Source organism: Streptomyces massasporeus (assembly GCF_014648995.1).
Lineage (GTDB): Bacteria > Actinomycetota > Actinomycetes > Streptomycetales > Streptomycetaceae > Streptomyces > Streptomyces massasporeus.
Map to the genome: position 1 here is coordinate 636,345 of NZ_BMSE01000001.1, position 24,794 is coordinate 661,138.

The window sequence follows — 24,794 nt, forward strand, 5'->3', positions numbered from 1 at the left end:
GGCTCACCTCCTGGGGAGCAGCAAGGAACGGTGCCATTCGAAGAAAGCGGGAAGAACGGAACGAAGGACACGGAAAGCTGATATTCCACCGCGCACCGTGCCGATCCGGACGAGTTCATGTTCAGGAGCGTCCACGACCACCCGGACGGCCGCAACCGGGCGCTCGCCCGCCCGCACGGCGCTCAGGAGCGTGACGGCGGACTCCATGTCGACCGCGATCGCGCCGGTCGCGCGCAGCGCGGCCCGTTCGGGGCCCCGCACGACGTGGTCGGAGCAGGTCAGCGGCCCGGTGTGCACGGTGCGCCCGGGCAGCGCGCGGGTCAGTGCCTTGACCAGCAGTTCGGTCCCCACGCAGGGGGTCGTGCCGCGCGGGTCGCGGGTCTCCTCGGCGACGACGAGATCGCCGGGGTGCATGCCGGGCGCGAGACCCGCGCAGAAGCCGGTGGCCAGGACGGCGGCGTCGCGCAGGGCCGGGTCGGCCAGCACGCGGGTGACGGCCCGCTCGGCGGCGGCCGGTCCCATGCCCGTCCGCAGGACCGTGACCGGCCCGTCGGCCCCGCCCCGGCCGCCCGCGCGCAGGGCGAACTGCTCGATGCCGAGCGCGCAGGCGATCAGCAGCGGGACCGGGGCGGCCTGTGCGCTCATCAGCTCCCCTCGGCCTCGACGAGCGGCAGGCCGGTCCCGCTCCCCGGGAGAGCCCCGGCCTGCCCGCTCCCGCGGAGCTTCTCGGCGAAGGGCTCGCCGTGCAGATAGCGGCCGAGCGCGGTGAGCGGGAACACCTGCCGGTAGAGGTGGTAGTTGATCGAGAAGTCCCACGGGAAGCCCGTCCCCGTGAAGTACGGCTCGTCCCAGGAGCCGTCCGCCCGCTGGGTCTCGGCCAGCCACTCGACGCCGCGTTCGACGGCCTTGGAGCCCCGCTCCCCCGCCGCGAGCAGGGCCATCAGCGCCCACGCCGTCTGCGAGGCGGTCGAGGCGCCCCGACCGCTCCATTGCCTGACGTGCTTGTAGGAGCGCAGGTCCTCACCCCAGCCACCGTCGTCGTTCTGGACCGACTCCAGCCAGGCCACGGCCCGCCGGATCGCCGGGTGCGCGGCGGGGATGCCTGCGGCGGCGAGGGCGGGGACGACGGACCCGGTGCCGTAGACATAGTTGACGCCCCAGCGTCCGAACCACGAGCCGTCCGGTTCCTGCTCGGCCAGCAGCCACTCGATCCCGCGGCGGGTGCGCGGATCGTGGGCGAGTCCCTCGACCGCGAGCATCTCGACGACATGCGCGGTGACGTCGGCGGAGGGCGGGTCGATGACCTCGCCGAAGTCGCAGAACGGCAGCCGGTTCGGGAAGGGGCTGGTGTTGTCGACGTCGAAGGCGGCCCAGGCGCCGTTCCTCGACTGCATGCCGAGCGTCCAGCGCATGCCGCGCGCGGCGGCCCGGTCCAGCCGTTCCGGGTCGTGGTGGGCGATCCGGCGCAGCGCGAGGATCACCTCGGCGGTGTCGTCGATGTCGGGGTAGTTGTCGTTGTGGAACTCGAACGCCCAGCCTCCGGGCGGCAGTCCGGGCCGCTTCACCGACCAGTCGCCGGGCCGGACGATCTCCTCGCCCAGCATCCAGTCGGCCGCCTTCACCAACTGCGGGTGATCGGCGGGCAGTCCGGCGTCGACGAGGGCGATCGCGGCCAGGCAGGTGTCCCACACCGGCGACTGGCAGGCCTCGACCATCCGGGCCCCGTCCTCGCGCCACACGGCGAACCGGTCCAGGGACGCCAGCCCCTCGCGCATCACGGGGTGTTCGAGGTCGTAGCCGAGCAGGTGCAGGGCGATGATGGAGTACACGGCGGGCGGCTGGATGCCGCCCCAGCAGCCGTCGTTCTCCTGCCGCTCGATGATCCAGCGGGCTGCGCTGTTCATGGCGGCTCTGCGCAGTCTGCGCGGGGCGACCTTCCGCAGGGCGTGCAGGCCCCTGTCCATCCGCTGGAACGCCCCGTCCCAACTGAACGGCGGCGCCAGGGGCTTGGGCGGGTTGGGAAGGTCCGGGTCGGTGTGCAGCTCGTCGAGCGGGAAGGGTGCGGGGCGTACCGGCCGCTTCGCGGAGACGATCGTCAGCGGGACGATGGTCTGCCGCGCCCAGCAGCCGAAGTCGTAGATGTTGAGCGGCACCCACTTCGGGAAGAAGACGAGCTCCGGCGGGAGTTCGGGCAGGTCCTCCCACTTCCACCAGCCGAACAGCGCCAGCCAGATCCGGGTGAAGACCCGGGCGGCGGCGATGCCGCCCTGCGCGCGGATCCAGGCGGAGGCCCTGGCCATGTGCGGGGCGTCGGGGGCGTCACCGGCCAGGCGGAGGGCGACGTACGCCTCGATGGTGGCGGACAGTTCGCTCGGCCCGCCGTAGAAGGTGGCCCAGGTGCCGTCCTCGTTCTGCTCGCCGCGGATGAAGAGGGCGGCGGCCTGCGTGGTCTTCTCGTCGCGGATGCCGAGGAACTGACGGAGCAGCAGGTCCTCGGCGTCCATGGTGACGTTGGTCTCGAGGTCGCCCTTCCACCAGCCCTCGGCGTCCTGCAGGGAGAGCAGGAAGTCGGTGGCACGCCGGGCGGCGTGTGCGGCGGCTTCCGGTACCCCGGCCGCCCCGGGGGTGTGCGTGTCGGTGTCGCTGGCCGCGGCGGCGCGGGGTGGCAGAGCCCCGGTGCTTCCGTCGGTCGTCGCTGTCATGGCTTCCCCTTCGTGCAGTGGTGCAAGGTGTGCAGCTGCTGTGGGTCCGCCGTCGGCCGGTGCTCCGTGATGACTCGCGGCACCGGCCGGCGACTACGCGAGGGCTATTCGGCCGATAGTGATCATCTCTTCCGTACGACGACGAAGTCCGCGAGGGCCGTGAACTGCTCCCGCACCCGGTCGGGCATGTCGACGGCGTCGAGGGCTTCGATGGCGATGGTGTGCTGGCGGCGTGCCTCGTCGGCGGTCCACTCGCGACCGCCGGCCTGCTCGATGAGGGCGGCGCGGGCCGCGAACTCCTCCTCGGAGAAGTTCTCGAAGTCGCTGCTCTTGGCGTCGGCGGCGAGGATCTCGCCGAGCCGCTCGGAGGCCGGGCCGCCCGCCGCGAGGGCCGCCACGACCGGCAGGGACTTCTTGCGCTGGCGCAGGTCGCTCCAGGTCTGCTTGCCGGTGGAGACCGGGTCGCCCCAGATGCCGAGCAGGTCGTCGACGGCCTGGAAGGCGAGGCCCAGGTGGTAGCCGTACTTCTCCAGCGTGTCGGCGGTGTGGTCGTCGGCGCCGCCGAGGACCGCGCCGATGGAGCTGGCGCAGGCGAGCAGGGCGCCGGTCTTGTTGCCCTCCATCTCCAGGCACTCCTCGACGCTGACGCGGTCGCGGTGCTCGTAGGAGATGTCCTGGGCCTGACCGTCGATCAGGGCACGGGTGGCGGTGGTCAGGCGGCGGGTGGCGCGGCCGGCCTCGACGGTGCCGAGTTCGAGGAGCACCTCGTTGGCGAGGGCGAACAGGGCGTCACCGACCAGGATGGCCTGGGCGGGACCGTGCACCTTCCAGACCGTGTCGCGGTGACGGCGCTGCTCGTCGCCGTCCATGAGGTCGTCGTGGAGGAGGGAGAAGTTGTGGACGAGCTCCACGGCGACGGCGCCGGGGATGCCGGTCTCGGGGGCGGCCGACATGACCTCGGCGGACAGCACCGCGAGGGCGGGGCGCACGGCCTTGCCGCCGTCCCCCTCCGCGGGCCTGCCCTGGGCGTCGATCCAGCCGAAGTGGTAGGCGGCAACAGTGTCCATGGGAGGTGCCAGGCGGTCGATGGCCGCCCGCAGTACCGGAGTGGCCAGGGTCCGGCCGCGCTCCAGCAGCGCGGTCACGTCCACCGCCTCGGCAGTCTTCGAGGCCGGGGGCACAGTGGGCACAGTCTCTCCTCTTGTTGCGGTACCGGGGGTGCGGGGGCCGCCTGCCGCGCCGGCCTGGGCCGGCATCATGCCGCCTCCTCGAACTCGAAGAGGGCGTGCGGACGGGGCCGGCCCAGGGCGCCCAGCACGGCGTCCGCCGCGCTCACACCACTGCGGACCGCACTCTCCATGGTCGCGGGCCACCCGGTGGCGGTCCACGCTCCGGCCAGGTAGAGGCCGGATGCCTTGGTGCGGGCGGCGGGCCTGAGGCGCCCGACGCCGGGGGTGGGAGCGAACGTGGCGGTGCGCTCCCGGGTGACGAAGAAGTCCCTCACGTCGGCGCCGCGGGCCAGGGGCAGCAGCCGCTCCAGCTCGGGCAGATACCGCTCGCGCAGCACGGCCACGGGCTCGTCGATCTCGTCCCGGGCGACCGACTGCGACAGGGCGAGGTACTGGCCCTCGCGCAGCCCGGACGCGTCGGTCCGGTCGAAGACCCACTGCACGGGGCTGCCCAGGGCGGCGAAGAACGGCCGGCCCAGGACCTTGCGGTCGTACACCACATGGACGTTGAGGATCGGCGCGGTGCCGATCTCCAGGAGCCGCTCGGGCGCGTCGAGGGCGCCCGCCGGCAGCAGGTCGTGCGCCTCGCGCTGCGGTACGGCGAGGACCACCGCGTCGGCCTCCAGCGTCTCGCCGGGGACCTGGACGCTCCACTGTCCGTCCGTGTTCGCGGAGAGCGAGGTGACGCGGGTGCGGAGTTCGGTGCGGACACCCGCGGAGTCGAGGGCCTTGCGGGCCAGCCGGTCGTGCAGGTCGCCCAGCGGGACCCGGGCCCAGCCGATGTCGGCCGCGCCCGGGTCGGACAGCAGGCCGGTCTTGAACACCATCGCGGCGAGCGCCAGGGAGGCGTCGGAGGCGACCGCGTTGAGCGTGGCGATCCCGACCAGGTCCCACAGGGCCTCGACGGCGCGTGCCGACTGGCCGTGCGCGGCGAGCCAGCTGCCGAAGTCCTGGGTGTCCAGCGCCGGGTCGGCGAGGTCGAGCCCCTTGAGCGCGAGTGCGGCCCGGCCCACTCTGGCGCGGTCGGCGAGCGACAGGTGCGGATAGGAGGCGAGGCTGCGCCCGAGGTGCAGCGGCACGGGCAGGGCGTCCCTGCGGAGCCTGCCGAGGCGGCGTCCCTCGGGCCGGGCGAGGTCCAGGACGGGTACGTCGAGCCGGTCCTGCAGCGGGGCCAGCGCCGCGCCCTCGATGCGGTCGAGGAACCAGCGGTAGGCCGTGCAGCAGCGCAGGTAGACGTGCTGGCCGTTGTCGACGGTGAGATCGCCGCGCTGGAAAGAGAAGGCCAGCCCGCCGAGCCGCGGCCTGCCCTCCAGCAGGGTGACGCGCACTCCGGCGTCGGCGAGCGCGAGCGCGGTGGTGACACCGGCGAGCCCGCCGCCCACCACGACGGTGTGCCGCGCCTGTGCCGCCGGTCCCCCGGGCCGTGTGCCGTGGGTCATCGCGAACCCTCCCCCATGGCCGGAGCGCGCTCCTCGCACGGTGCACGGCCGGCCGTCTCCGTCAGGGACGCGGCCCCGCGCCGGAGGGTTGCCCGCCGCTTTCCGCCGACGGCGGCACGTGTGTCCCTCACGCACGCCTCCTGACGGTCCGCCGGGTCACGTGCCGGGCGTCGAGACCGGACAGACCGCGCACGGCGACGTAGGCCTTCTCCCGCCCGGGCAGGGAGACCCGGCCGCGCAGCACGGCCTCCGGGTCGCGTTCGATGCGGTCGAGGAGGCGGCGGTAGATGCCGGCCATGGCGGCGACACAGGCGCCGCTGCGCCGGTCGAGCATGGGGAGCAGCCGGTAGCCCTCGGCGAACAGTGCGCGGGCCCGTCGCACTTCGAAGTGCACGAGGCCCGCGAAGTCGGAGCACTCCGGCGGCCGCGGCCCGCTGAAGCCTGCCGAGCAGCCGAACTTGGCGAGATCGTCGGCGGGCAGATAGGTCCGCCCGCCCACGGCGTCCTCGCGGACGTCTCTGAGGATGTTGGTGAGCTGGAGCGCGAGCCCGAGCGTGTCGGCATACTCCGGCGCGCGGTCCACGCCACACGCCCCCGGTTCCGTGCCGAACACGCCGAGCGAGAGACGCCCGATGGCGCCCGCCACGCAACGGCAGTAGACCTTCAGGTCGTCCCAGGTCTCGTAGGTCTCGCCGCGGACGTCCATCAGGACGCCGTCGATGAGCTCGTCCAGACCTCCGAGCGGGATCGGGAAGTGCCCGGCCGCGTGCGAGAGGGCGACGGCTACCGGGTCGGTGTCGTCCTCGCCGACCTCCTCCTCGCGGATCCGGGCGAGCAGCGCCCGGGTCTCCTCCAGCCTGGCCGTCTTGACGTCGTCGGCGAGCGCGCCGTCCCCGATGTCGTCGACCCGCCGCGAGAACGCGTACAGCGCCGACATCGCGCGGCGCTGCGGGGTCGGGAGCAGCCGGATGCCGTAGGCGAAGTTGCGGGCCTGCCGCCCGGTGACGGCCTCGCAGTAGCTGTAGGCGGCGAGTACCGGTGGGGACGCGTGTGGTTCCGACTCCACGGTCCGGATCACCCCTCTCCTCGCAGAGTCACGCCCGCCTCACGCAGCAACCGGAGCTTGCCGGGCTTGGGCGGGCCGGGAAGTACGTCGTACTCGGCGGCGGCGATCGCGTGGACGGCCGCCCTTCCCCCCGCCACGAACCCCGCGAGCAGCAGTTTCAGCCTGCCGTGGACGCTACCCACCAGGGGGGCGCCTTCATTCAGGAGATCCCGGGCCCTTTGCGCTTCGTACGCAATCAGCGCACGGACCGACGCTCCGGCGGATTTCGTGGCGAGATCCGCTTCCTGGACGTGGAAGCGTTTCATGTCGGTCGCGGGCAGATAGACGCGGTCGCGGCCGAGGTCCTCGGCGACGTCCTGGAGGTGCTCGACGATCTGGAGGGCCGTACAGATCATGTCGGAGCGGCGGATCCGCTCGGGCGTCGAGGCACCGGTGACGGCGAGGACGAGGCGGCCGACGGGGTTGGCGGAGAGCTCGCAGTAGGCGAGCAGGTCGTCGTAGGTCTCGTAGCGGCCGACCAGCTGGTCCTGGCGGTTGGCGGCGATCAGGCCGAGGAACGGCTCGGGGGTCAGCGCGCAGCGGCGCACGGTTGGCTGGAGACGGCGCAGCAGGGGATGGCGCGGGGTCGCGTCGAAGACGCGGCGCAGGTCGGCCTCGAACGCGTCCAGCAGGACCAGGCGGTCCTCGGCCTCCCGCGGGGACACACCGAGCAGGCGGGCGTCGGTGCCGCCGGGGGCCAGGTCGCCGTCACCGATGTCGTCGACCAGGCGGGCGAAGCCGTAGACGGCCATGAGGTCGGTGCGCCAGGCCCGGGGCAGGAAGAAGGGGGCCACCGGGAAGTTCTCGCCGGCGGCCTTGTCGAGCGTGCCGCGCTCCGCATCGAGGGGGCGCGCCGTGCCGGTTCCCGTCACCGTGGGCTGCCCGGCGCGGGGACGGCACGTGCTGCGTGGAGCTGGGGAGTTTCCGTAGCCATCGCCGTCACATCTCCCGTTCTACACTGCCGACCCAATACACACTATTTCGGACACGCCGCCCAGCCGTCCGCACGGTGGTCCGACGGGCGGTGTCGCGCATTATTGCCCTGATTGCCGTGTTTCGGGACCGGTACAGCTTACGTTGTACAACGCGACACGGTTCGTCAGGGTGTTCCGACACATCACGAGAACACACCGATTGGCCCCAAGATTCCTGAGATGGGCCGGAGTTGACGTTTCCTTTGCAGACGCCGGGCCCCGCCGGAGCAGTTCCGTCGGGGCCCTGGCCGAATCCGGACTACTTGCCGGTGAACTTCTCGTACTCCTTGAGGACCTCGTCGGTGGGGCCGTCCATGCGCAGCTCGCCGCGCTCCAGCCACAGGACGCGGTCGCAGGTGTCGCGGATGGACTTGTTGTTGTGGCTGACCAGGAACACCGTGCCGGCTTCCTTGCGCAGCTCCCGGATGCGGTCCTCGGAGCGCTTCTGGAACTTGCGGTCGCCCGTCGCCAGCGCCTCGTCGATCATCAGGACGTCGTGGTCCTTGGCCGCGGCGATGGAGAAGCGGAGCCGGGCCGCCATGCCGGAGGAGTACGTGCGCATGGGCAGGGTGATGAAGTCGCCCTTCTCGTTGATGCCGGAGAAGTCGACGATCTCCTGGTAGCGCTCCTTGATCTCCTCGCGGGACATGCCCATGGCGAGCCCGCCCAATATGACGTTCCGTTCGCCGGTGAGGTCGTTCATCAGGGCCGCGTTGACACCGAGCAGCGACGGCTGGCCGTCGGTGTAGACCTTGCCCTGCTCGGCGGGGAGCAGTCCGGCGATGGCCCGCAGCAGGGTCGACTTGCCGGAGCCGTTGGAGCCGATCAGGCCGATGGCCTCACCGCGGTACGCCACGAAGGAGACACCGCGCACGGCGTGCACCTTGCGCACGCCCCGCTCCTCGCCGCGCTTGATGATGCGGCTGAGGGCGGCGGTGGCGCTGCCCTTGCCGGTCTTGGCGCCGTTCACGCGGTAGACGATGTGGAGGTCGTCCGCGACGACGGTGGGAATGCGTGCGTCCTGTTGCTGCTCAGCCACGGCCGTACCTCTCCTCCGCCTTCCAGAAGTACACGAAGCCGCCGATGGCGAACAGCACGGCCCAGCCGCCCGCGGCCGCCCAGACGTGGTCGGGCATGTACGTCGAGTCGTACTCGTCGATGAGGGCGAAGCGCATCAGGTCCATGTAGATCGCCGCGGGGTTCCACTGCAGGACGTTCGCGATCCACTGGGGCTTGCCCTCCAGGAAGATCGGGATGGAGAACATCACCCCGGACGCGTACATCCACGTCCGCATCACGAACGGCATCAGCTGCGCGAGGTCGGGGGTCTTGGCGCCCGCCCGGGCCATGATCAGCGCGAGGCCGGTGTTGAAGCAGAACTGCAGGACCAGCACCGGCACGATCAGCAGCCAGGACGGATCCGGGTAGTGGCCGAAGCCGACCGCGACGGCGAACAGCACGATCATCGAGAACAGCAGCTGCTGGAGCTGCTGCAGCGCGAAGGAGATCGGCAGCGAGGCGCGCGGGAAGTGCAGGGCCCGGACCAGGCCGAGGTTGCCGGAGATCGCGCGCACGCCCGCCATCACCGAGCTCTGCGTGAAGGTGAACACGAACACGCCCGTGACCAGGAACGGGATGTACACCTCGCGGGGCAGGCCCCGGTCGGCCTCCAGGAGCAGGCCGAAGATGAAGAAGTACACGGCCGCGTTGAGCAGCGGCGTGGCCACCTGCCACAGCTGGCCGAGCTTGGCCTGGCTGTACTGGGCGGTCAGCTTCGCCCGGGAGAAGGCGAGGATGAAGTGCCGCCGGTCCCAGAGCTGACGGACGTACTCGATGAGGGTCGGCCGGGCGCCGCTCACGGTGAGCCCGTGCTTGGCGGCGAGTTCCCTCGCCGTGAGGCCCTCGTCGGGCGCCGCGGGCGCGCTCATCGCGACCGTGGCGTCGTGCGTTGTCTCACTCACTAGTGGAAACTTTCGTCTTCGAGATGCTCGGCCTGTGCCGGGTCCGGCATGAGCCGGGGCCAGGGTACGGCCCGGGGGCTCCCGGGATTTCCCGGATACGAGCTTGTCAGATGACGGGGGGCCGGCCCAGCCGGGTCAGCCGCCACACCGTACGCCACTTCATGGGCCGGCGGGGGCCGCACGAGGTGGTCCAGCCCTCACGGAATCCGCCGAACCAGGCCCGCAGCGCACTGCGGGAGGGGCGGCGCACCAGAGTGAGCAGCAGCCACACGCCGAGGTAGACGGGGACGAGCGGCGCGGGGAGGTTGCGGCGGGCCAGCCAGACGCGGTTGCGGGCGACCATGCGGTGGTAGACCGCGTGCCGCGAGGGAGCGGTCGTCGGGTGGTAGAGCACCATGTCGGAGCGGTAGTCGATCATCCAGCCCGCGTCGAGGGCCCGCCATGCCAGGTCGGTCTCCTCGTGGGCGTAGAAGAACTCGTCCGGGAGTCCGCCGACGTCGGCGAAGACGCGGGTGCGGACGGCGTTGGCGCCGCCGAGGAAGGTCGTCACGCGCGAGGAACGCATCGGGTCGGCGGCGCGCAGCCGGGGGACGTGGCGGCGCTGGGTGACGCCGGTCTCCGGGTCGGCTATGCGGAAACTCACGATGCCGAGCTTCGGGTCGGCCTCGAACGCCTTGCGGCACAGCTCGGCGGTGTCGTGGGCCGCGAGCAGTCCGTCGTCGTCCAGGAAGAGCAGGACGTCGACGTCCCGGCCCGCGGGACCGAAGGCCTCGATGCCGACGTTGCGGCCGCCGGGGATGCCGAGGTTCTCGGGCAGCTCGATGGTGCGGACGCCCTCGGGGACGTCCGGGACGGGCGAGCCGTTGCCGACGACGACCACCTCGACGCGGTCGCCGTCCTGCTTGGCGACGGAGTCGAGCAGGGCGCGCAGCTCCTCGGGCCGGTTGCCCATGGTGATGATGACGGCGCCGACCTTCATGCCGCTCACTTCAGCCTGCTGGAGGCGAGGATGGACACGAGGTGCAGCAGGGTCTGCACCAGCGCGATGCCGGCGAGCACGGCGACGCCGAGCCGGGAGAAGAACAGGTCGCCGCGGACCTGGTCGACGATCGCCAGCGCGAGGATCAGCAGGGACGCCTCGATGCCGAGGATGAGGCGGTGGAAGTTCAGGGCGGCGGCGGCCTTGCGGGCCAGCGCCATGCCGGAGGAGCGCATCTCGGCGGCGGCCTCCTTGACCGGGGGCTTGCCGGCCTGGTGCCGGGCGACACCGACGAGGTCGGTCTCCGCCTTGATCAGGATGGCGCCGAGGGCGGCCAGGGTGCCGAGGAAGGCCCACAGCCAGTCGATGCGCCCGCTGCCCCACACGTCGGCGGCGCGCAGGCCGAAGCCGGTGAGCACCGCGGCGTCGGTGAGGTAGGCGCCGACCCGGTCCAGGTAGACGCCGTTGAGGGAGTACTGCTTCTTCCAGCGCGCGATCTCGCCGTCGACGCAGTCCAGCAGCAGATACATCTGGACGCACACCACGCCCAGCACGGCGCCCGCGATCCCCGGCACGAGCAGTGCCGGGGCCGCGAGCACACCGAAGACGGTCATCAGGTAGGTGAGCTGATTGGGCGTGACCCTGGTGTTGACCAGGTAACGGTCGACCCGCAGGGACACCTCACGCATGTAGAGGCGTCCCATCCAGTGCTCACCGCTGCGCCGGTCCTTCACCCCCGGGGGGTGAACGACGGGACGGAGTTCAGCTACCGATGGCCTTGACATAGTCGGCGTAGATGTCCTTGATCTGTTCGGTGTTCAGGTCGAGGTGTTCGAGGATGGTGTAGCGGCCGGGTCGGGTCTCCGGGGCGAACTCGACGGCCTTGACGAACTCGTCCGTGGTGAAGCCGATCTCCTCCGCGAGCACGGGCAGCCCGTGCTTGCGCAGCACCTCGGCCATGTACGCCGACTCCTCGTGGGCGCCGCGCATGTACATCGCGAAGGCCGCGCCCAGTCCGCACTGCTCGCCGTGGGCGGCAGCCCGCTTGGGGAACAGCAGGTCGAAGGCGTGGTTGATCTCGTGGCAGGCGCCGGAGGACGGGCGGGAGTCGCCCGACACGGACATGGCGATACCGGTGAGGACCAGTGCCTCGGCCAGCACTTGCAGGAAGGCGTCGTCGCCGACACCACCCGGGTGCCGGAGCACCGCCTCGCCGGCCTGGCGGGCCATCGCCGCGGCGAGGCCGTCGACCTTCTCGCCCTTGACGCGGTTGGCGAGTTCCCAGTCGGCGACCGCGGAGATGTTGGAGATGGCGTCGCCGATGCCGGAGCGCACGAAGCGGACGGGGGCCTCACGGATCACGTTGAGGTCGATGACGACCGCGATCGGGTTCGGCACACCGTAGGAGCCGCGGCCCGCGTCGTTGTCCAGGGTGGCGACCGGCGAGCACAGGCCGTCGTGCGCGAGGTTGGTGGCGACGGCGACCAGGGGGAGGCCGACCCGCGCCGCAGCGAACTTGGCGCAGTCGATGATCTTTCCGCCGCCGAGGCCCACGACGGCGTCGTAGTGGCCGGCCTTTATCTCGCTCGCCAGCCGGACCGCGTCGTCGATGGTGCCGCCACCGACCTCGTACCAGGTGGCGCCGGGCATGCTCGGCGCGATGCGCTCGCGCAGCCTGGCGCCGGAGCCGCCGCTGACGGCGACGGCGAGGCGGCCGGAGGGCGAGATGCGCTCATCGGCGAGTACGCAGGCCAGGTCGTCGAGGGCACCCGGGCGGATGTCGACGACGAGCGGCGAGGGGATGAGACGGGTCAGTACTGGCACGCGATCTCCCGTCCGCGGGCGAGGTCGTCGTGGTTGTCGATCTCCACCCACTTGACGTCGCCGATCGGCGCCACGTCGATGCGGAAGCCGCGGTTGACCAGTTCCTGGTAGCCGTGCTCGTAGAACTGCTGCGGGTCGGTCTCCCACACGGCCTTGAGGGCGTCGGCGAGCTCGGGGGCGGCGTCGCCCTCGATCAGCGTGACGCCGATGTACTCGCCGGTGGCCTCGGCGGGGTCCATCAGCTTGGTGATCTTCGTCATGCCCTTCTCGGGGTCGACGACGACCTTCATCTCCTCGTCCGCGAGGTCCTTGACCGTGTCGAGGGCGAGGATGATCTTCTTGCCGTCGCCGCGGGCGGCGAGCAGCGTCTTCTCGACGGAGACCGGGTGGACGGTGTCACCGTTGGCGAGGATCACCCCGTCCTTGAGGGCGTCACGCCCGCACCACAGGGAGTAGGCGTTGTTCCACTCCTCGGCCTTGTCGTTGTCGATGAGGGTGAGCTTGAGGCCGTACTTCTGCTCCAGGGCCTCCTTGCGCGCGTACACGGCCTCCTTGCGGTAGCCGACGATGATCGCGACCTCGGTGAGACCGATCTCGGCGAAGTTACCGAGGGTCAGGTCGAGGACCGTGGGTTCGCCTTCTATGCCCGCGGGGCCCACCGGCACCAGTGCCTTGGGGAGGCTGTCGGTGTAGGGGCGCAGACGCCGTCCGGCGCCGGCCGCGAGCACGAGGCCGATCATGCGGGTTCTCCTTCATCGTGTACGGCGGGTGCGCCACCCTGATGGGCGGCGACCCAGAAGCGGATGCTCTCGACGAGCACCACCAGGGCCACGGCCACGGCCAGTGCCGTGAGCGCGACCTTGAACTGCGAGGCGGTGAGCAGCGCGGCGAGGACGGTGACGAGCAGCGTCCGTCCTTCGTGCCCTCCGATGGAGCGCACCAGCCAGGCCGGGGGCGCTCCGGCGTCGCCGCGGATGCGGTAGACGGTGTCGTAGTGATGGTAGGCGACCGCGGCCACCAGCCCGAAGGCCGCGGGGAGGGCCCCGTTCACGTCCGCCTTGGCCGCCAGGACCAGGACGGTGCCGTACTCGGCGGCGCGGAAGATCGGGGGGACCAGCCAGTCGAGGGCGCCCTTGAGGGGGCGGGCGACGGCGAGGCCCGAGGTCAGGGCGTAGCCGAGGGCCGCGATGACCGGCCAGGGGCCGCCGAAGTCCGTCAGCGCCGCGGTGAGGACGACGGCCAGACCACCGAGCAGGGCGATGACGGGGGCGGTGAAGCCCGGCAGCCTGCGGGCGGGCTTCTTGAGCGCCTCCGCGAACCCCTGGGCGAGCGGGCCGCTGTCGGCGAGATCGGCCAAGGCCCCGGCCGCCCGGTCGGTCCGCCCGGCCTTGCGGGTCAGGGAGCGCAGCACCCGGCCGGCCGTGGTGTACGTCGCGGCGAAGGCGCAGCCGATGAGCAGCGCGTAGAACGTGATGCGGGGGGTGGTGACCGCCGTGAGCACGGCGATCATCGCCCAGCGCTCGCCGATGGGCAGGACGATCATGCGGCGGACCCAGACCGTCCAGCCGACGCTGTCGAGCTTGTCGGAGAGGGCGGCGGTGGGGCTGGTGTTGGCGGTGGCGTCCTGGTTGGCCTCGTTGAAGGAGAAGTCCACGACGTGCCGGCAGGTCTGCAGGACCATGGCGCCGAGGGCGAGGGCCCATACGTCGTCCCCGCCGCGGGCCGCTCCGAGGGCGAGGCCCGCGTAGTAGGCGTACTCCTTGGCCCGGTCGAAGGTGGCGTCCAGCCAGGCGCCGAGCGTGGAGTACTGCAGGGAGTAGCGGGCGAGCTGGCCGTCGGTGCAGTCGAGCACGAAGGACGCGATCAGCAGGACGCCGGCCGCGACGAAGCCGCCGCGGGTACCGGTGGCCGCGCAGGCCGCCGCTATGAGGGCGGTGATCAGCGAGGCGGTGGTGACCTGGTTGGGGGTCAGGCCGCGACGGGCGCACCAGCGGGCGATGTAGCGGGAGTAGGGGCTGATGCAGTAGGTGGTGAAGAAACCGTCGCGGGCCTTCACGGCCGACTTCAGGCGGACGGCCTCGTCGTCGACGTCCGCCACCGACTGACGCGCCTCGTTGCGGGCCTGCGGGTCGGCGGGGACGGCGGCGACCAGGCTGCCCAGCTCGGGGCGGTGCACGCCGGTGCCGTCGGCGTCGAGGGCGCTGAGGATGCGGTCCGCGAGGCTGTCGACCAGGGTGGTCCCGCCGCCCGCGGAGTTCTCGCGGGCCATCGCCCGGGTCAGGGCCTGGCGCCCGGCGGGCTGGGCCGTGACGGCACCGGGGATCCCGGCGAGCGGGAAGCGGGGGTCGGTGAGGCCGAGGCGCAGCGCGTGCACGTGCCCCACGAAGCGTGCGTCGACCAGGGCGACCCGCTCGTCGCCCGGCACCTCGGCGAGGAGGGTCTCGGCCTCGGCGGCGTCGGCCGCGGTCCGGAGATCGAACCCGAGGGATCGCAGGTCGGCCTCGATCGACGATCCGGGGACCGGCTGGCCGGTGAGGATGGCGGTCGACAACCGAATTCACTCCCTGGGTACCGACGCGTCCGCGCCGGTGATGTGCATGGTGGGGGCGCCTTCTCCGGTGGCTCCCGGGCGGCATGTCGGCAGAGGCTATCGGATGCAGGGAAGGCCACGTTCACCGCCCGTTCGGCGGATGGATCGACGTGGTTCGCACAAGCCCTTGCCGCGATCATCATCGTGGATCCGGGGGCCGCCCCACAAACCGTGCCCCTCCTATGCGGACATCGGGGACATTGCACAGGCGGCCACCGTGTCCGCATAGGGTGGGCGACCATGACGTGGCTGATCACCGGCGGTGCCGGCTATATCGGAGCACATGTGGCCAGGGCCATGACCGAGGCCGGGGAGCGCGTCCTCGCCCTGGACGACCTGTCGGCCGGGGTGCCCGCGCGGCTCCCGGCACAGGTCCCCCTCGTGCGGGGTTCCTCGCTGGACGGGGAGCTGTTGAAGCGGGTCTTCGCCGAGCACGGCGTGACGGGTGTGGTGCACCTCGCGGCGCGCAAGCAGGTCGCCGAGTCCGTCGCGCAGCCCACGCGCTACTACCGGGAGAACGTCGGCGGTCTGGTGACCCTGCTGGACGCGGTCGCCGCGGCCGGGATCGAGCGCTTCGTGTTCTCCTCGTCGGCGGCCGTGTACGGCGACCCGGGTGTGGACCTCATCACGGAGGACACGCCCTGCGCGCCGGTGAATCCCTACGGCGAGACCAAGCTCGCCGGGGAGTGGCTGGTGCGGGCGGCGGGAAAGGCGCACGGGATCTCCACCGTATGTCTGCGCTATTTCAACGTGGCGGGTGCCGCCGCGCCGGAACTCGCGGACACCGGTGTCTTCAACATCGTCCCGATGGTCTTCGACCGGCTGACGCGCGACGAGGCGCCCCGGATCTTCGGCGACGACTACCCGACCCCGGACGGCACCTGTGTCCGTGACTACATTCACGTCGCCGACCTGGCCGAGGCCCATCTGGCGGCGGCCCGGCGACTGGCCGGCGGCGGCATCACGGGCGACCTGACGGTCAACATCGGCCGCGGCGAGGGTGTCTCGGTCCGCGAGCTCATCACGGTCATCGGCGAGGTCACGGGCGACCGCCGGCCCCCGCTCGTCGAGGAGCGCCGCCCGGGCGACGCCCCGCGGGCGGTGGCATCGGCCGCCCGGGCGGCCGATGAGCTCGGCTGGACTGCCCGGCGCGGGGTGCGCGAGATGACCGAGTCGGCCTGGCGCGGCTGGCTGCTGCACCACGGCTCCTGACCCGCCGACCCGCTCTGACCTGCGCATCGTTTCCGCAGGTCAGGGCACATGACAACGGTGTTCAGTGCCGCGTTGCACATACCCCCTCCCCGTAGTTCACTGGGGTGCCCGGGCACGATCACGCGGACACAGGAGGCTGACTTCTCATGGGGGCTGGGCACGCGCACGGCGCGGCCGGCGGTACGGCGACCTCGGCGTACCGCGGCAGGCTGCGGGCGGCCCTGGCGATCACGCTCGGCATCGTGGTCGTGCAGATCGTCGGTGGCACCCTCGCCGACTCGCTCGCGCTCGTCGCGGACTCGGCGCACATGGCGACGGACGCCCTGGGCCTGGGCATGGCGCTGCTCGCGATCCACTTCGCGAACCGTCCGCCGAGCGAGCGGGCCACCTTCGGCTACGCCCGGGCCGAGATCCTCGCAGCCCTGGCCAACTGCCTGCTGCTGCTCGGGGCCGGCGGGTACGTCGTCTACGAGTCGGTCCAGCGCTTCATCACGCCCGCGGAGACCGAGGGCCGGCTGGCTCTGCTGTTCGGTGTGATCGGCCTGGTCGCGAACCTGGTGTCGCTGTCGCTGCTGATGCGCGGGCAGAAGGAGAGCCTGAACGTGCGCGGCGCGTTCCTGGAGGTCGCGGCCGACGCACTCGGTTCGGTCACGGTGATCGTCTCGTCCGTGGTGATCATGCTCACGGGCTGGCAGGCCGCCGACCCGATCGCCTCGCTCGTGATCGCGCTGATGATCGCGCCCCGGACGTGGAAGCTGCTGCGGGAGACGCTGTCGGTGCTGCTGGAGGCCGCTCCCCAGGGCGTCGACATGGCGGAGGTGCGCTCGCACATCCTCGCGACGGACGGCGTGGAGGACGTCCATGACCTCCACGCCTGGACGATCACCTCCGGCATGCCCGTGCTGTCGGCGCACGTCGTCGTCACCTCGGAGGCCCTGAACGCCATAGGCCACGAGAAGATGCTCCACGAACTCCAGGGCTGCCTCGGCGACCACTTCGACGTGGAGCACTGCACCTTCCAGCTGGAACCGGTCGGGCACGCGGAGCACGAGGCACGGCTCTGCCACTGACGTGGGTGGCTTCCGGGGTGCGTGAGAACAGGTGGGGCGCACGCCGATGAGAGTGCGCCGGGGAACGCAACCCTCCGCCGTACGCCCACGTCCTGAGCCCCACAGCTCCGGTGGGGACGATTTTCCGCCTGCCTGGCCGGGCACGATCATCTACCGGGTCCCTTTTCCGGTGTCGGACCGGTGCCGGCCGCGGTCCGCGTCACCGCGCGGGACATGCGGGCGTGCCGCGAAGTGCCGGGAGTGCCGGATTCGTACGGCAGACTTGGGGCGCGAAGACCGATGTGAAGGATGGGTATGCCGATCACACCTGCCACCGCGACGCACAACCCGTCGAACGGCACCGCAGACGCGATTTTGCTGGAACTGGTCGACGAGGACGGCGTGACGATCGGCACCGCGGAGAAGCTCGCCGCCCACCAGCCGCCCGGACAGCTGCACCGCGCGTTCTCCGTGTTCCTCTTCGACGAGTACGGCCGGCTGCTGCTCCAGCAGCGCGCGCTGGGCAAGTACCACTCCCCCGGTGTGTGGTCCAACACCTGCTGCGGCCACCCCTACCCCGGCGAAGCGCCCTTCGCGGCGGCGGCACGGCGCACGTTCGAGGAGCTCGGCGCCTCGCCGTCCCTGCTGGCCGAGGCGGGCACGGTCCGCTACAACCACCCGGACCCGGAGTCCGGTCTGGTGGAACAGGAGTACAACCACCTCTTCGTCGGCATGGTGCAGGCCGTGGTGCGGCCGGACCCCGAGGAGGTCGCGTCGACGGTCTTCGTGACCCCGCCGGAGCTGGCGGAGCGGCACGCCAAGGACACCTTCTCGGCCTGGTTCATGACCGTCCTGGACGCGGCCCGGCCGGCGATCAGGGAGCTGACGGGCCCGTCCGCCGGCTGGTGATCCCGGCACCGGCGGAACGGGGGGTCAGGCGAAGCGTGCGGGCTTGAGCGGCAGGGCGGCCCAGATCACCTTGCCGCCGCTCGCGGTGTACTCCACGTCGCACAGACCGCCTGCCTCCCGGGTGACCTCGCGCACCAGGAGCAGTCCGCGCCCGCCGGTCCGGCCGTGGTCGGTCTCCAGGGCGGTGGGCCGGTACGGATGGTTGTCCTCCACGGACACCCGGAGCCACTCGGCGCCGACGGCCAGCTCGACGGCGATCGTCGGGGACAGCACCGCCGCGTGCTTCACGGCGTTCGTCACCAGCTCCGAGACGATCAGCAGCAGTCCCTGGGCCAGGTCGTCCGAGACCGGCACCCCCTGACGCAGCAGCAGGTCCCGTACGGCGTGCCGTGCCTGGGGGACCGAGGCCTCGACCGCCGGTGCGGTGAACCTCCAGACCCCTTCGTACGGCAGCGGATCCGCGGGCCCGGGTCCGAGGGGCGCCGCGCCGCCCTCTGGGCGCGGACCGAACCCACGCCCGTCGTCGTCCATCGTCCGGTCGCCACCCTCGCGCTCGATTGTCGCCACACCTCGAGTGTTGGTAACGATGCGCCTCACACCCCGGGACTGAACAGAAGTCAGCAACTATCGAGCACTTCTGACCGTTGGCGTATGACACGGTCAGTTGTGGGACTGGTCCTGTCCCTGTTGTGCCGTCTCGGCGAACTATTCGGGTTGTACGGGTTTGGCATGCGGATAGCATCCCGCGCATGGAGCCGCAGCTGGAGCACCGCGTGACCGACTCGGTCGCGACGGTCGTCATACGTCATCCCGAGAAGCGCAACGCCATGACGGCCGCCATGTGGCGCTCCCTCCCCCCACTGCTGGAGGAGCTCGCGGGGGACCCGGAGGTACGGGCGCTGGTGCTGACCGGTGAGGGCCGGACGTTCTGCGCCGGGGCCGACATCTCGACGCTGCGGGGCTCGCCGGAGGAGGCGCAGGGGCTGGCCGTGCGGGCCGAGGAGGCGCTGGCCGCGTTCCCGAAGCCGACGCTGGCCGCGATCCGGGGGCACTGCGTGGGCGGCGGTGCGCAGCTGGCGGCGGCCTGCGATCTGCGGTTCGCCGAGGAGGGCGCGCTGTTCGGTGTGACGCCCGCGAAGCTCGGCATCGTGTACCCGGCGTCCTCGACCCGGCGGCTGGTGTCCCTGGTGGGGCCGGCCACCGCCAAGTACCTGCTGTTCTCCGGGGAGTTGATCGACGCGCAGCGGGCGCTGCGCACCGGGCTGGTGGACGAGGTGCTGCCGGAGGGTGAACTCGGCAAGCGGGTCGCGGAGTTCACCCGGGTGCTGGTGTCGCGTTCGCAGCTGACGCAGGCGGCGGCCAAGGAGTTCGCGGACGGGCGTACGGACCGGGACGCGTACTGGGCCGGACAGGCGCGCGGGAGCGGCGACACCGCGGAAGGTGTCGCCGCGTTCCTGGAGCGCCGGCAGCCGCGGTTCGGCTGGAGCGTGCCTACGTCAGGATGACGCCGGAGTGCTCGCGGAAGAGTGCGACGAGGTGCGCGGGGGCCTTCTCGGGTGAACCGGCGTCGTAGGGCGGCTGCGGGTCGTACTCGGTGCCGAGCTGGACGAGCTGCGCGTGGTCGTCGCCCGCGATCCGGCCGAGCAGGGTGAGTCCCATGTCGATGCCGGAGGAGACGCCGGCCGCGGTGACGTACTTGCCGTCGGTGACGACCCGCTCCCCCGTCGGCTCGACGCCGTGGCGCTTCAGCTCCTCCAGGGCCAGCCAGTGGGAGGTCGCGCGGCGTCCCCGCAGGAGTCCGGCGGCGGCGAGCAGCAGGGAGCCGGTGCACACGGACGTGGTCCAGGTGCTGGTGGCGTCGGCGGTGCGCAGCCAGGTGAGCAGGGGCCCGTCCGTCGCCAGCGGGAGCGGGCCCGGGCCGCCGGGGACCACGATGATGTCGGGGCGGGGCACGTCGGCGAGGGTCCGGTCGGCGATGAGCGCGAGGTTCCCCGAGTCGTTGCGCACGGGGCCGGCCTCCTCGGCGACGAAGACGGTCTCCGCGTCCGGGAGCCGGCCGATGGTCTCGTAGGGGCCGATGGCGTCGAGGGCGGTGAAGCGGTCGTAGAGGACGATGGCGATCTGCATGGGGTCCTTTCGGTCGGCTGATGTCGATGCGTTCAGGCTGTGGTGGTGGGGCGGAAGCGGCGGCGGTACTCGGCCGGGGGCGTCCCCAGGGTCCTGACGAAGGCCCGGCGCATGGCCTCGGGCGTGCCGTAACCGCTGGTGCGGGCGATCTCCTCGACGCCGCCTGCGGTGTCCTCCAGGAGACGCCTGGCGTGTTCGAGGCGGACGCGGTCCACGTAGCGGCCCGGTGTCATGCCGGTCTCGGCGCGGAAGGCGCGGGCGAAGTGGCGGGGCGAGAGGCGGGCGCGGGCGGCGAGGGTGTCGACGCAGAGGTCCGCGTCCGGGTGGTCGGTGATCCACCGCTGGACGTCCCGCAGGGGCTCGCGCTGTGCGGTCTGGGCCGCGAGCTGGGCGCTGAACTGGGCTTGGTTGCCGGGCCTGCGCAGGAAGACCACCAGGTGGCGGGCGATGGTGAGGGCGGCGTCCCGGCCCAGGTCCTCCTCGACCAGGGCGAGCGCGAGGTCGATGCCGGCGGTGACACCGGCCGAGGTGGCGATGTGCCCGTCGCGCACGAAGACGGGGTCGGGGTCGATCTCGACGGCCGGGTGCTCGCGGGCGAGCCGGTCGCAGTACGCCCAGTGGGTCGTGGCGCGGCGGCCGTCCAGGAGGCCCGCCGCGGCCAGCACGGCCGCGCCGGTGCACACGGAGACCAGGCGGCCGGCGCGCGGCCCCCGCTCGCGCACCCAGGTCACCAGACGCGGGTCGGGCCGCAGGCTGCCCGTTCCGCCGGGGACGAGGAGGATGTCCGGGTCCGCTGCGGTGGTCAGGGACTCGTCGGGGACGAGGGTCAGGCCGCTGGTGGTCCGCACGGGCGCGCCCTCCAGGGACGCCGTGCGGATCCGGTACGCGCCCGGGGAGAGCAGCTCCGCGCCCGCGAAGACCTCCACGGGCCCGGTGACGTCGAGACTCTGCAGGCCGTCGAAGAGGACGGCGAGAACCGTGCGCTGGACCATGCCGTCGATTCTTCGCGGGTGCGGAGTATGGCGGCAAGGACGAGTACCCCACCTTTTCTGCCAGGAGACGACGGGCCGTGGAGGACATACCAAGCGGTTGGTAACCTGCCGGGCATGACGACTGCCGCCCTGGAGCCGCGCGCCGGCCGACGCTGCCACAACATGCTCAACTCCCTGCACTCGACGCACTACTTCTCCCCCGATCTCGGGCGGGAGCTGGGCGCCCTCGGGGTCACCGATCCGCGTGCCGTGAACTTCGCCGTGCGGGCCGCCGCCTTCGGTCCGGTCGGAGCCGGCCCGGTGGCGGCGGCCTTCTACAACTACAAGTACGAGCTGGTGGCGCGGCACGTGCCGGCGGTGTGGGAGACCGCGGCACCCGCGCAGGTCCTCGCGGCACGTGCGCGTGCGGTCGACGCGACCCTGCGCCGTCTGCTCGGCGAGGAGGCCCTGGCGTCGGCCGAGATGACCGAGGCCGCGCGGCTCGCGCTGCGCGCCGCCGAGGCCTGCTCACGCGCGGCTCGGCCGCTGTACGCCGCCCACGCCGACCTGCCCGTTCCCGAGAATCCGCACCTCGCCTACTGGCACGCGGCGACCCTGCTGCGCGAGCACCGGGGCGACGGGCACCTGGCCGCCCTGATGTCCGCGGGTCTCGACGGCCTGGAGGCGATGGTGACCCACACGGCGACGGGCAAGGGCATGACCCCGAAGTGGGTGTGCGCCACCCGGGGCTGGAGCCGGGAGGACTGGGACGCGGCGACGGAGCGGCTGCGGGAACGCGGGCTGCTGGACGCCTCCGGTGACCTCACCGAGCGGGGCGTCGCCCTGCGCCGGGAGATCGAGGACGAGACGGACCGCCTGGACCGCGCCCCCTACGAGCACCTGGGCCCGGAGGGAGTGGCCCGGCTGACCGAGCTGGGCGGGGTGTTCGCCCACGCCGCGCTCGTGGCCGGGGCCTACCCGGCGGATCTGATCGGCAAGGGTGACGCATAGTGACGCGTCTCTGAGGTACCCGCTCTCCACCGGCCGTCGCGGCCGGGAGTGGAGAAAGGGGAATTTCGTGTTCCGTGCTATCGCAGACGTGCTGCGCCAGATCGGCGGCGCTATCGCCACCGTCGTGACGCTTCCTTTCCGGGCCCTGGCCCGGCTGTTCGGCGGGGCCTCGTCCTCCACCCGCAGCCGCAGGGCCTGATCCGGATTCCGACCTGCCGGAAGCCGCCCTGATCCCCGAGTGTCGGTGCCACCTGCCACAATTGCCGCGCAACCTCAGCGGAGAAGGCGGTACGGGATCGTGACGACACCCGGGTCCATCGGGTCCATCAACGCAGTGTCCATCGAAGGCAGGATCGCCGAGGAGCTCGGCGTACGGGAGCGGCAGGTCAGGGCCGCCGTGGAACTGCTCGACGGCGGTTCTACGGTGCCCTTCATCGCCCGTTACCGCAAGGAAGCGACGGAGATGCTCGACGACGCGCAGCTGCGCACCGTCGAGGAGCGGCTGCGCTACCTGCGGGAGCTGGAGGAGCGGCGGGCGGCGATCCTGGACTCGGTGCGCGAGCAGGGCAAGCTCACCGAGGAGCTGGAGGCGAGCATCCGGGGCGCCGAGACGAAGGCGCGCCTGGAGGACATCTACCTCCCGTACAAGCCCAAGCGGCGCACCAAGGCGCAGATCGCCCGTGAGGCCGGACTCGAGCCGCTGGCGGAGGGGCTGCTCGGCGATCCGTCGGTCGAGCCCCTCGCCGCGGCCGCCGCGTTCGTCGACGCCGACAAGGGCGTCGCCGATCCGCAGGCCGCCCTGGACGGTGCCCGGGCGATCCTCACCGAGCGGTTCTCGGAGGACGCCGACCTGATCGGCGAGCTGCGCGAGCGCATGTGGGTGCGCGGGCGGCTGGCCGCCAAGGTGCGGGACGGCAAGGAGGAGGCGGGGGCGAAGTTCTCCGACTACTTCGACTTCGCCGAGCCGTTCACCGACCTGCCCTCGCACCGTATCCTCGCGATGCTGCGCGGCGAGAAGGAAGAGGTCCTCGACCTCGTCCTGGAGCCCGAGGAGCAGACGGACGGCCCCTCCTCGTACGAGGGGATCGTCGCCCACAAGTTCGGCATCGCCGACCGGGGCCGCGCCGGTGACAAGTGGCTGAAGGACACGGTCCGCTGGGCGTGGCGCACCCGCATCCTCGTCCACCTCGGCATCGACCTGCGGCTGCGGCTGCGCACGGCCGCCGAGGACGAGGCGGTGCGGGTCTTCGCCGCGAACCTGCGCGACCTGCTGCTGGCCGCCCCCGCGGGCACGCGCGCGACGCTCGGCCTGGACCCCGGCTTCCGCACGGGTGTGAAGGTCGCCGTGGTCGACGCCACCGGCAAGGTCGTCGCCACCGACGTCATTCACCCGCACGTGCCGGCCAACCGGTGGGACGAGGCCATCGCCAAGCTGGCCCGGCTCGCGAAGGAGCACGCGGTCGAGCTGGTCGCCATCGGCAACGGCACGGCGTCCCGCGAGACCGACAAGCTCGCCGGAGAACTGATCACCAAACACCCCGAGTTGAAGCTCATGAAGGTGATGGTGTCCGAGGCCGGGGCGTCCGTGTACTCGGCGTCCGCGTTCGCCTCCCAGGAGCTGCCCGACATGGACGTGTCGCTGCGCGGCGCCGTGTCGATCGCCCGCCGGCTCCAGGACCCGCTGGCCGAGCTGGTGAAGATCGACCCGAAGTCCATCGGCGTCGGCCAGTACCAGCACGACCTGTCCGAGGTGAAACTGTCGCGCTCGCTGGACGCGGTGGTGGAGGACTGTGTGAACGGCGTCGGGGTGGACGTCAACACGGCGTCGGCCCCGCTGCTCGCCCGGGTCTCCGGCATCACCTCCGGGCTCGCCGAGAACATCGTCGCGCACCGGGACCAGAACGGACCGTTCAAGGCCCGCGGTGAGCTGAAGAAGGTGGCGCGGCTCGGCCCGAAGGCGTACGAGCAGTGCGCGGGCTTCCTGCGGATCCGCGGCGGCGACGACCCGCTGGACGCGTCGAGCGTGCACCCCGAGGCGTACCCGGTGGTCCGGCGCATGGTGAAGACCGCCGGGCAGGAGGTCGCCTCGCTCGTCGGCAACACCGGGGTGCTGCGCTCGCTGAAGCCGCAGGACTTCGTGGACGAGACGTTCGGTCTGCCCACCGTCACCGACATCCTGAAGGAGCTGGAGAAGCCCGGCCGCGACCCGCGCCCGGCCTTCAAGACGGCCGCCTTCAAGGAGGGCGTGGAGAAGATCTCCGACCTGTCGTCCGGGATGATCCTGGAGGGCGTCGTGACGAACGTCGCCGCGTTCGGGGCGTTCATCGACATCGGCGTCCACCAGGACGGTCTGGTGCACGTTTCCGCGATGTCCAAGACGTTCGTGAAGGATCCGCGGGACGTGGTGAAGCCCGGCGACATCGTCAAGGTGAAGGTGCTCGACGTCGACATCCCCCGCAAGCGGATCTCGCTGACGCTGCGCCTGGAGGACGAGGCGGCCCGGCAGGGACAGCAGGGTGGCGGCGGCTCGGGTGAGCGGCGGCAGCGCGGGGGGCGTCCGCCGCAGCAGCGGCAGGGCGGTGGCCGTGGGGGCCAGGGCGGCGGCGGTCGCGGGGGTCAGCGGCAGGCTCCGCCGCCGGCCAACAGTGCGATGGCTGACGCGTTGCGTCGGGCGGGTCTGGCCGATCCGAAGAACGGGCGTCGCTGACGGCT

At 71.9% G+C, this 24,794-nt stretch carries 24 protein-coding genes; 7 read left to right on the forward strand and 17 right to left on the reverse strand.

All coding sequences use genetic code 11. The features are described from left to right. Positions 1-3: 3 nt before the first annotated feature. The 14 genes from IE153_RS02955 to IE153_RS03015 all read right to left on the reverse strand — a co-directional run bounded on the left by IE153_RS02955 (position 4) and on the right by IE153_RS03015 (position 14,764). Entirely contained in the window at positions 4-645 is a 642-nt protein-coding gene (locus IE153_RS02955; protein WP_189588128.1) for a phosphorylase family protein, read from the reverse strand. Then, the gene (gene shc, locus IE153_RS02960; RefSeq protein ID WP_189588130.1) at positions 645-2,702 is read right to left on the reverse strand and encodes a squalene--hopene cyclase; all 2,058 of its coding nucleotides are present in this window, start codon (positions 2,700-2,702) and stop codon (positions 645-647) included. Before shc ends, IE153_RS02955 begins: the two co-directional genes overlap by 1 nt. 122 nt (positions 2,703-2,824) lie before the next feature. Further along, the gene (locus IE153_RS02965) at positions 2,825-3,892 is read right to left on the reverse strand and encodes a polyprenyl synthetase family protein (RefSeq protein ID WP_189588132.1); all 1,068 of its coding nucleotides are present in this window, start codon (positions 3,890-3,892) and stop codon (positions 2,825-2,827) included. Between the two features lie 65 nt (positions 3,893-3,957). After that, positions 3,958-5,370 carry a hydroxysqualene dehydroxylase HpnE gene (hpnE, locus tag IE153_RS02970; protein ID WP_189588134.1) on the reverse strand — a complete coding sequence of 471 codons (1,413 nt, stop codon included), beginning with the start codon at positions 5,368-5,370 and terminating at the stop codon, positions 3,958-3,960. Beyond that, positions 5,367-5,501 carry a DUF6380 family protein gene (locus IE153_RS42690; protein WP_356229844.1) on the reverse strand — a complete coding sequence of 45 codons (135 nt, stop codon included), beginning with the start codon at positions 5,499-5,501 and terminating at the stop codon, positions 5,367-5,369. The genes hpnE and IE153_RS42690 overlap by 4 nt, the downstream gene beginning before the upstream one ends. Then, positions 5,498-6,448 carry a presqualene diphosphate synthase HpnD gene (gene hpnD / locus IE153_RS02975; protein ID WP_189588136.1) on the reverse strand — a complete coding sequence of 317 codons (951 nt, stop codon included), beginning with the start codon at positions 6,446-6,448 and terminating at the stop codon, positions 5,498-5,500. The genes IE153_RS42690 and hpnD overlap by 4 nt, the downstream gene beginning before the upstream one ends. Then, complete coding sequence (gene hpnC, locus IE153_RS02980; protein WP_189588138.1) at positions 6,445-7,347, reverse strand: squalene synthase HpnC; 903 nt, start codon at positions 7,345-7,347, stop codon at positions 6,445-6,447. Before hpnC ends, hpnD begins: the two co-directional genes overlap by 4 nt. Before the next feature lie 361 nt (positions 7,348-7,708). After that, the gene (locus IE153_RS02985; protein WP_097222056.1) at positions 7,709-8,488 is read right to left on the reverse strand and encodes an ABC transporter ATP-binding protein; all 780 of its coding nucleotides are present in this window, start codon (positions 8,486-8,488) and stop codon (positions 7,709-7,711) included. Next, positions 8,481-9,410, reverse strand: a complete 930-nt coding sequence (locus IE153_RS02990; protein ID WP_189588140.1) for an ABC transporter permease — start codon at positions 9,408-9,410, stop codon at positions 8,481-8,483. The genes IE153_RS02985 and IE153_RS02990 overlap by 8 nt, the downstream gene beginning before the upstream one ends. A 106-nt stretch (positions 9,411-9,516) precedes the next feature. Continuing rightward, entirely contained in the window at positions 9,517-10,389 is an 873-nt protein-coding gene (locus tag IE153_RS02995) for a glycosyltransferase family 2 protein (RefSeq protein WP_189588538.1), read from the reverse strand. 5 nt (positions 10,390-10,394) lie between these two features. Beyond that, entirely contained in the window at positions 10,395-11,174 is a 780-nt protein-coding gene (locus IE153_RS03000) for a CDP-alcohol phosphatidyltransferase family protein (protein WP_078885076.1), read from the reverse strand. After that, positions 11,152-12,213: an iron-containing alcohol dehydrogenase family protein gene (locus tag IE153_RS03005; RefSeq protein WP_189588142.1), complete on the reverse strand. Its 1,062-nt coding sequence runs from the start codon at positions 12,211-12,213 to the stop codon at positions 11,152-11,154. Before IE153_RS03005 ends, IE153_RS03000 begins: the two co-directional genes overlap by 23 nt. Beyond that, on the reverse strand, positions 12,201-12,953 hold the full coding sequence (locus IE153_RS03010; protein WP_030840917.1) for a phosphocholine cytidylyltransferase family protein: 753 nt from the start codon (positions 12,951-12,953) through the stop codon (positions 12,201-12,203). The genes IE153_RS03005 and IE153_RS03010 overlap by 13 nt, the downstream gene beginning before the upstream one ends. Beyond that, positions 12,950-14,764: a DUF5941 domain-containing protein gene (locus IE153_RS03015; RefSeq protein ID WP_189588144.1), complete on the reverse strand. Its 1,815-nt coding sequence runs from the start codon at positions 14,762-14,764 to the stop codon at positions 12,950-12,952. Before IE153_RS03015 ends, IE153_RS03010 begins: the two co-directional genes overlap by 4 nt. A 279-nt stretch (positions 14,765-15,043) precedes the next feature. Here IE153_RS03015 and galE point away from each other — a divergent pair, with 279 nt between their 5' ends. From galE to idi, 3 genes are all read left to right on the forward strand, one after another. Beyond that, complete coding sequence (gene galE / locus IE153_RS03020; protein WP_189588146.1) at positions 15,044-16,015, forward strand: UDP-glucose 4-epimerase GalE; 972 nt, start codon at positions 15,044-15,046, stop codon at positions 16,013-16,015. 146 nt (positions 16,016-16,161) lie between these two features. Next, on the forward strand, positions 16,162-17,085 hold the full coding sequence (locus IE153_RS03025) for a cation diffusion facilitator family transporter (RefSeq protein WP_189588148.1): 924 nt from the start codon (positions 16,162-16,164) through the stop codon (positions 17,083-17,085). 294 nt (positions 17,086-17,379) lie between these two features. Beyond that, positions 17,380-17,973 carry an isopentenyl-diphosphate Delta-isomerase gene (idi, locus tag IE153_RS03030; protein ID WP_142157065.1) on the forward strand — a complete coding sequence of 198 codons (594 nt, stop codon included), beginning with the start codon at positions 17,380-17,382 and terminating at the stop codon, positions 17,971-17,973. Positions 17,974-17,997: 24 nt separating this feature from the next. Here idi and IE153_RS03035 read toward each other — a convergent pair whose 3' ends face one another. Next, the gene (locus IE153_RS03035) at positions 17,998-18,504 is read right to left on the reverse strand and encodes an ATP-binding protein (protein WP_189588539.1); all 507 of its coding nucleotides are present in this window, start codon (positions 18,502-18,504) and stop codon (positions 17,998-18,000) included. Between the two features lie 218 nt (positions 18,505-18,722). Here IE153_RS03035 and IE153_RS03040 point away from each other — a divergent pair, with 218 nt between their 5' ends. Beyond that, the gene (locus IE153_RS03040) at positions 18,723-19,478 is read left to right on the forward strand and encodes an enoyl-CoA hydratase/isomerase family protein (protein WP_189588150.1); all 756 of its coding nucleotides are present in this window, start codon (positions 18,723-18,725) and stop codon (positions 19,476-19,478) included. Here the strand turns inward: IE153_RS03040 and IE153_RS03045 are convergent. Both IE153_RS03045 and IE153_RS03050 read right to left on the reverse strand, forming a co-directional pair. Continuing rightward, a complete protein-coding gene (locus IE153_RS03045; RefSeq protein ID WP_189588152.1) occupies positions 19,465-20,100 on the reverse strand; it encodes a DJ-1/PfpI family protein in 636 nt (211 codons plus the stop codon). The two genes, IE153_RS03040 and IE153_RS03045, sit on opposite strands and share 14 nt — an antisense overlap. A gap of 32 nt (positions 20,101-20,132) precedes the next feature. After that, positions 20,133-21,092: a GlxA family transcriptional regulator gene (locus IE153_RS03050; protein WP_189588154.1), complete on the reverse strand. Its 960-nt coding sequence runs from the start codon at positions 21,090-21,092 to the stop codon at positions 20,133-20,135. Positions 21,093-21,206: 114 nt separating this feature from the next. Here IE153_RS03050 and IE153_RS03055 point away from each other — a divergent pair, with 114 nt between their 5' ends. From IE153_RS03055 to IE153_RS03060, 3 genes are all read left to right on the forward strand, one after another. Then, complete coding sequence (locus IE153_RS03055; protein WP_189588156.1) at positions 21,207-22,082, forward strand: SCO6745 family protein; 876 nt, start codon at positions 21,207-21,209, stop codon at positions 22,080-22,082. A 67-nt stretch (positions 22,083-22,149) separates the two neighbouring features. Next, entirely contained in the window at positions 22,150-22,281 is a 132-nt protein-coding gene (locus IE153_RS42275) for an LPFR motif small protein (protein WP_252100478.1), read from the forward strand. A gap of 99 nt (positions 22,282-22,380) precedes the next feature. Next, a complete protein-coding gene (locus IE153_RS03060; protein WP_189588158.1) occupies positions 22,381-24,789 on the forward strand; it encodes a Tex family protein in 2,409 nt (802 codons plus the stop codon). Positions 24,790-24,794 lie beyond the last annotated feature (5 nt).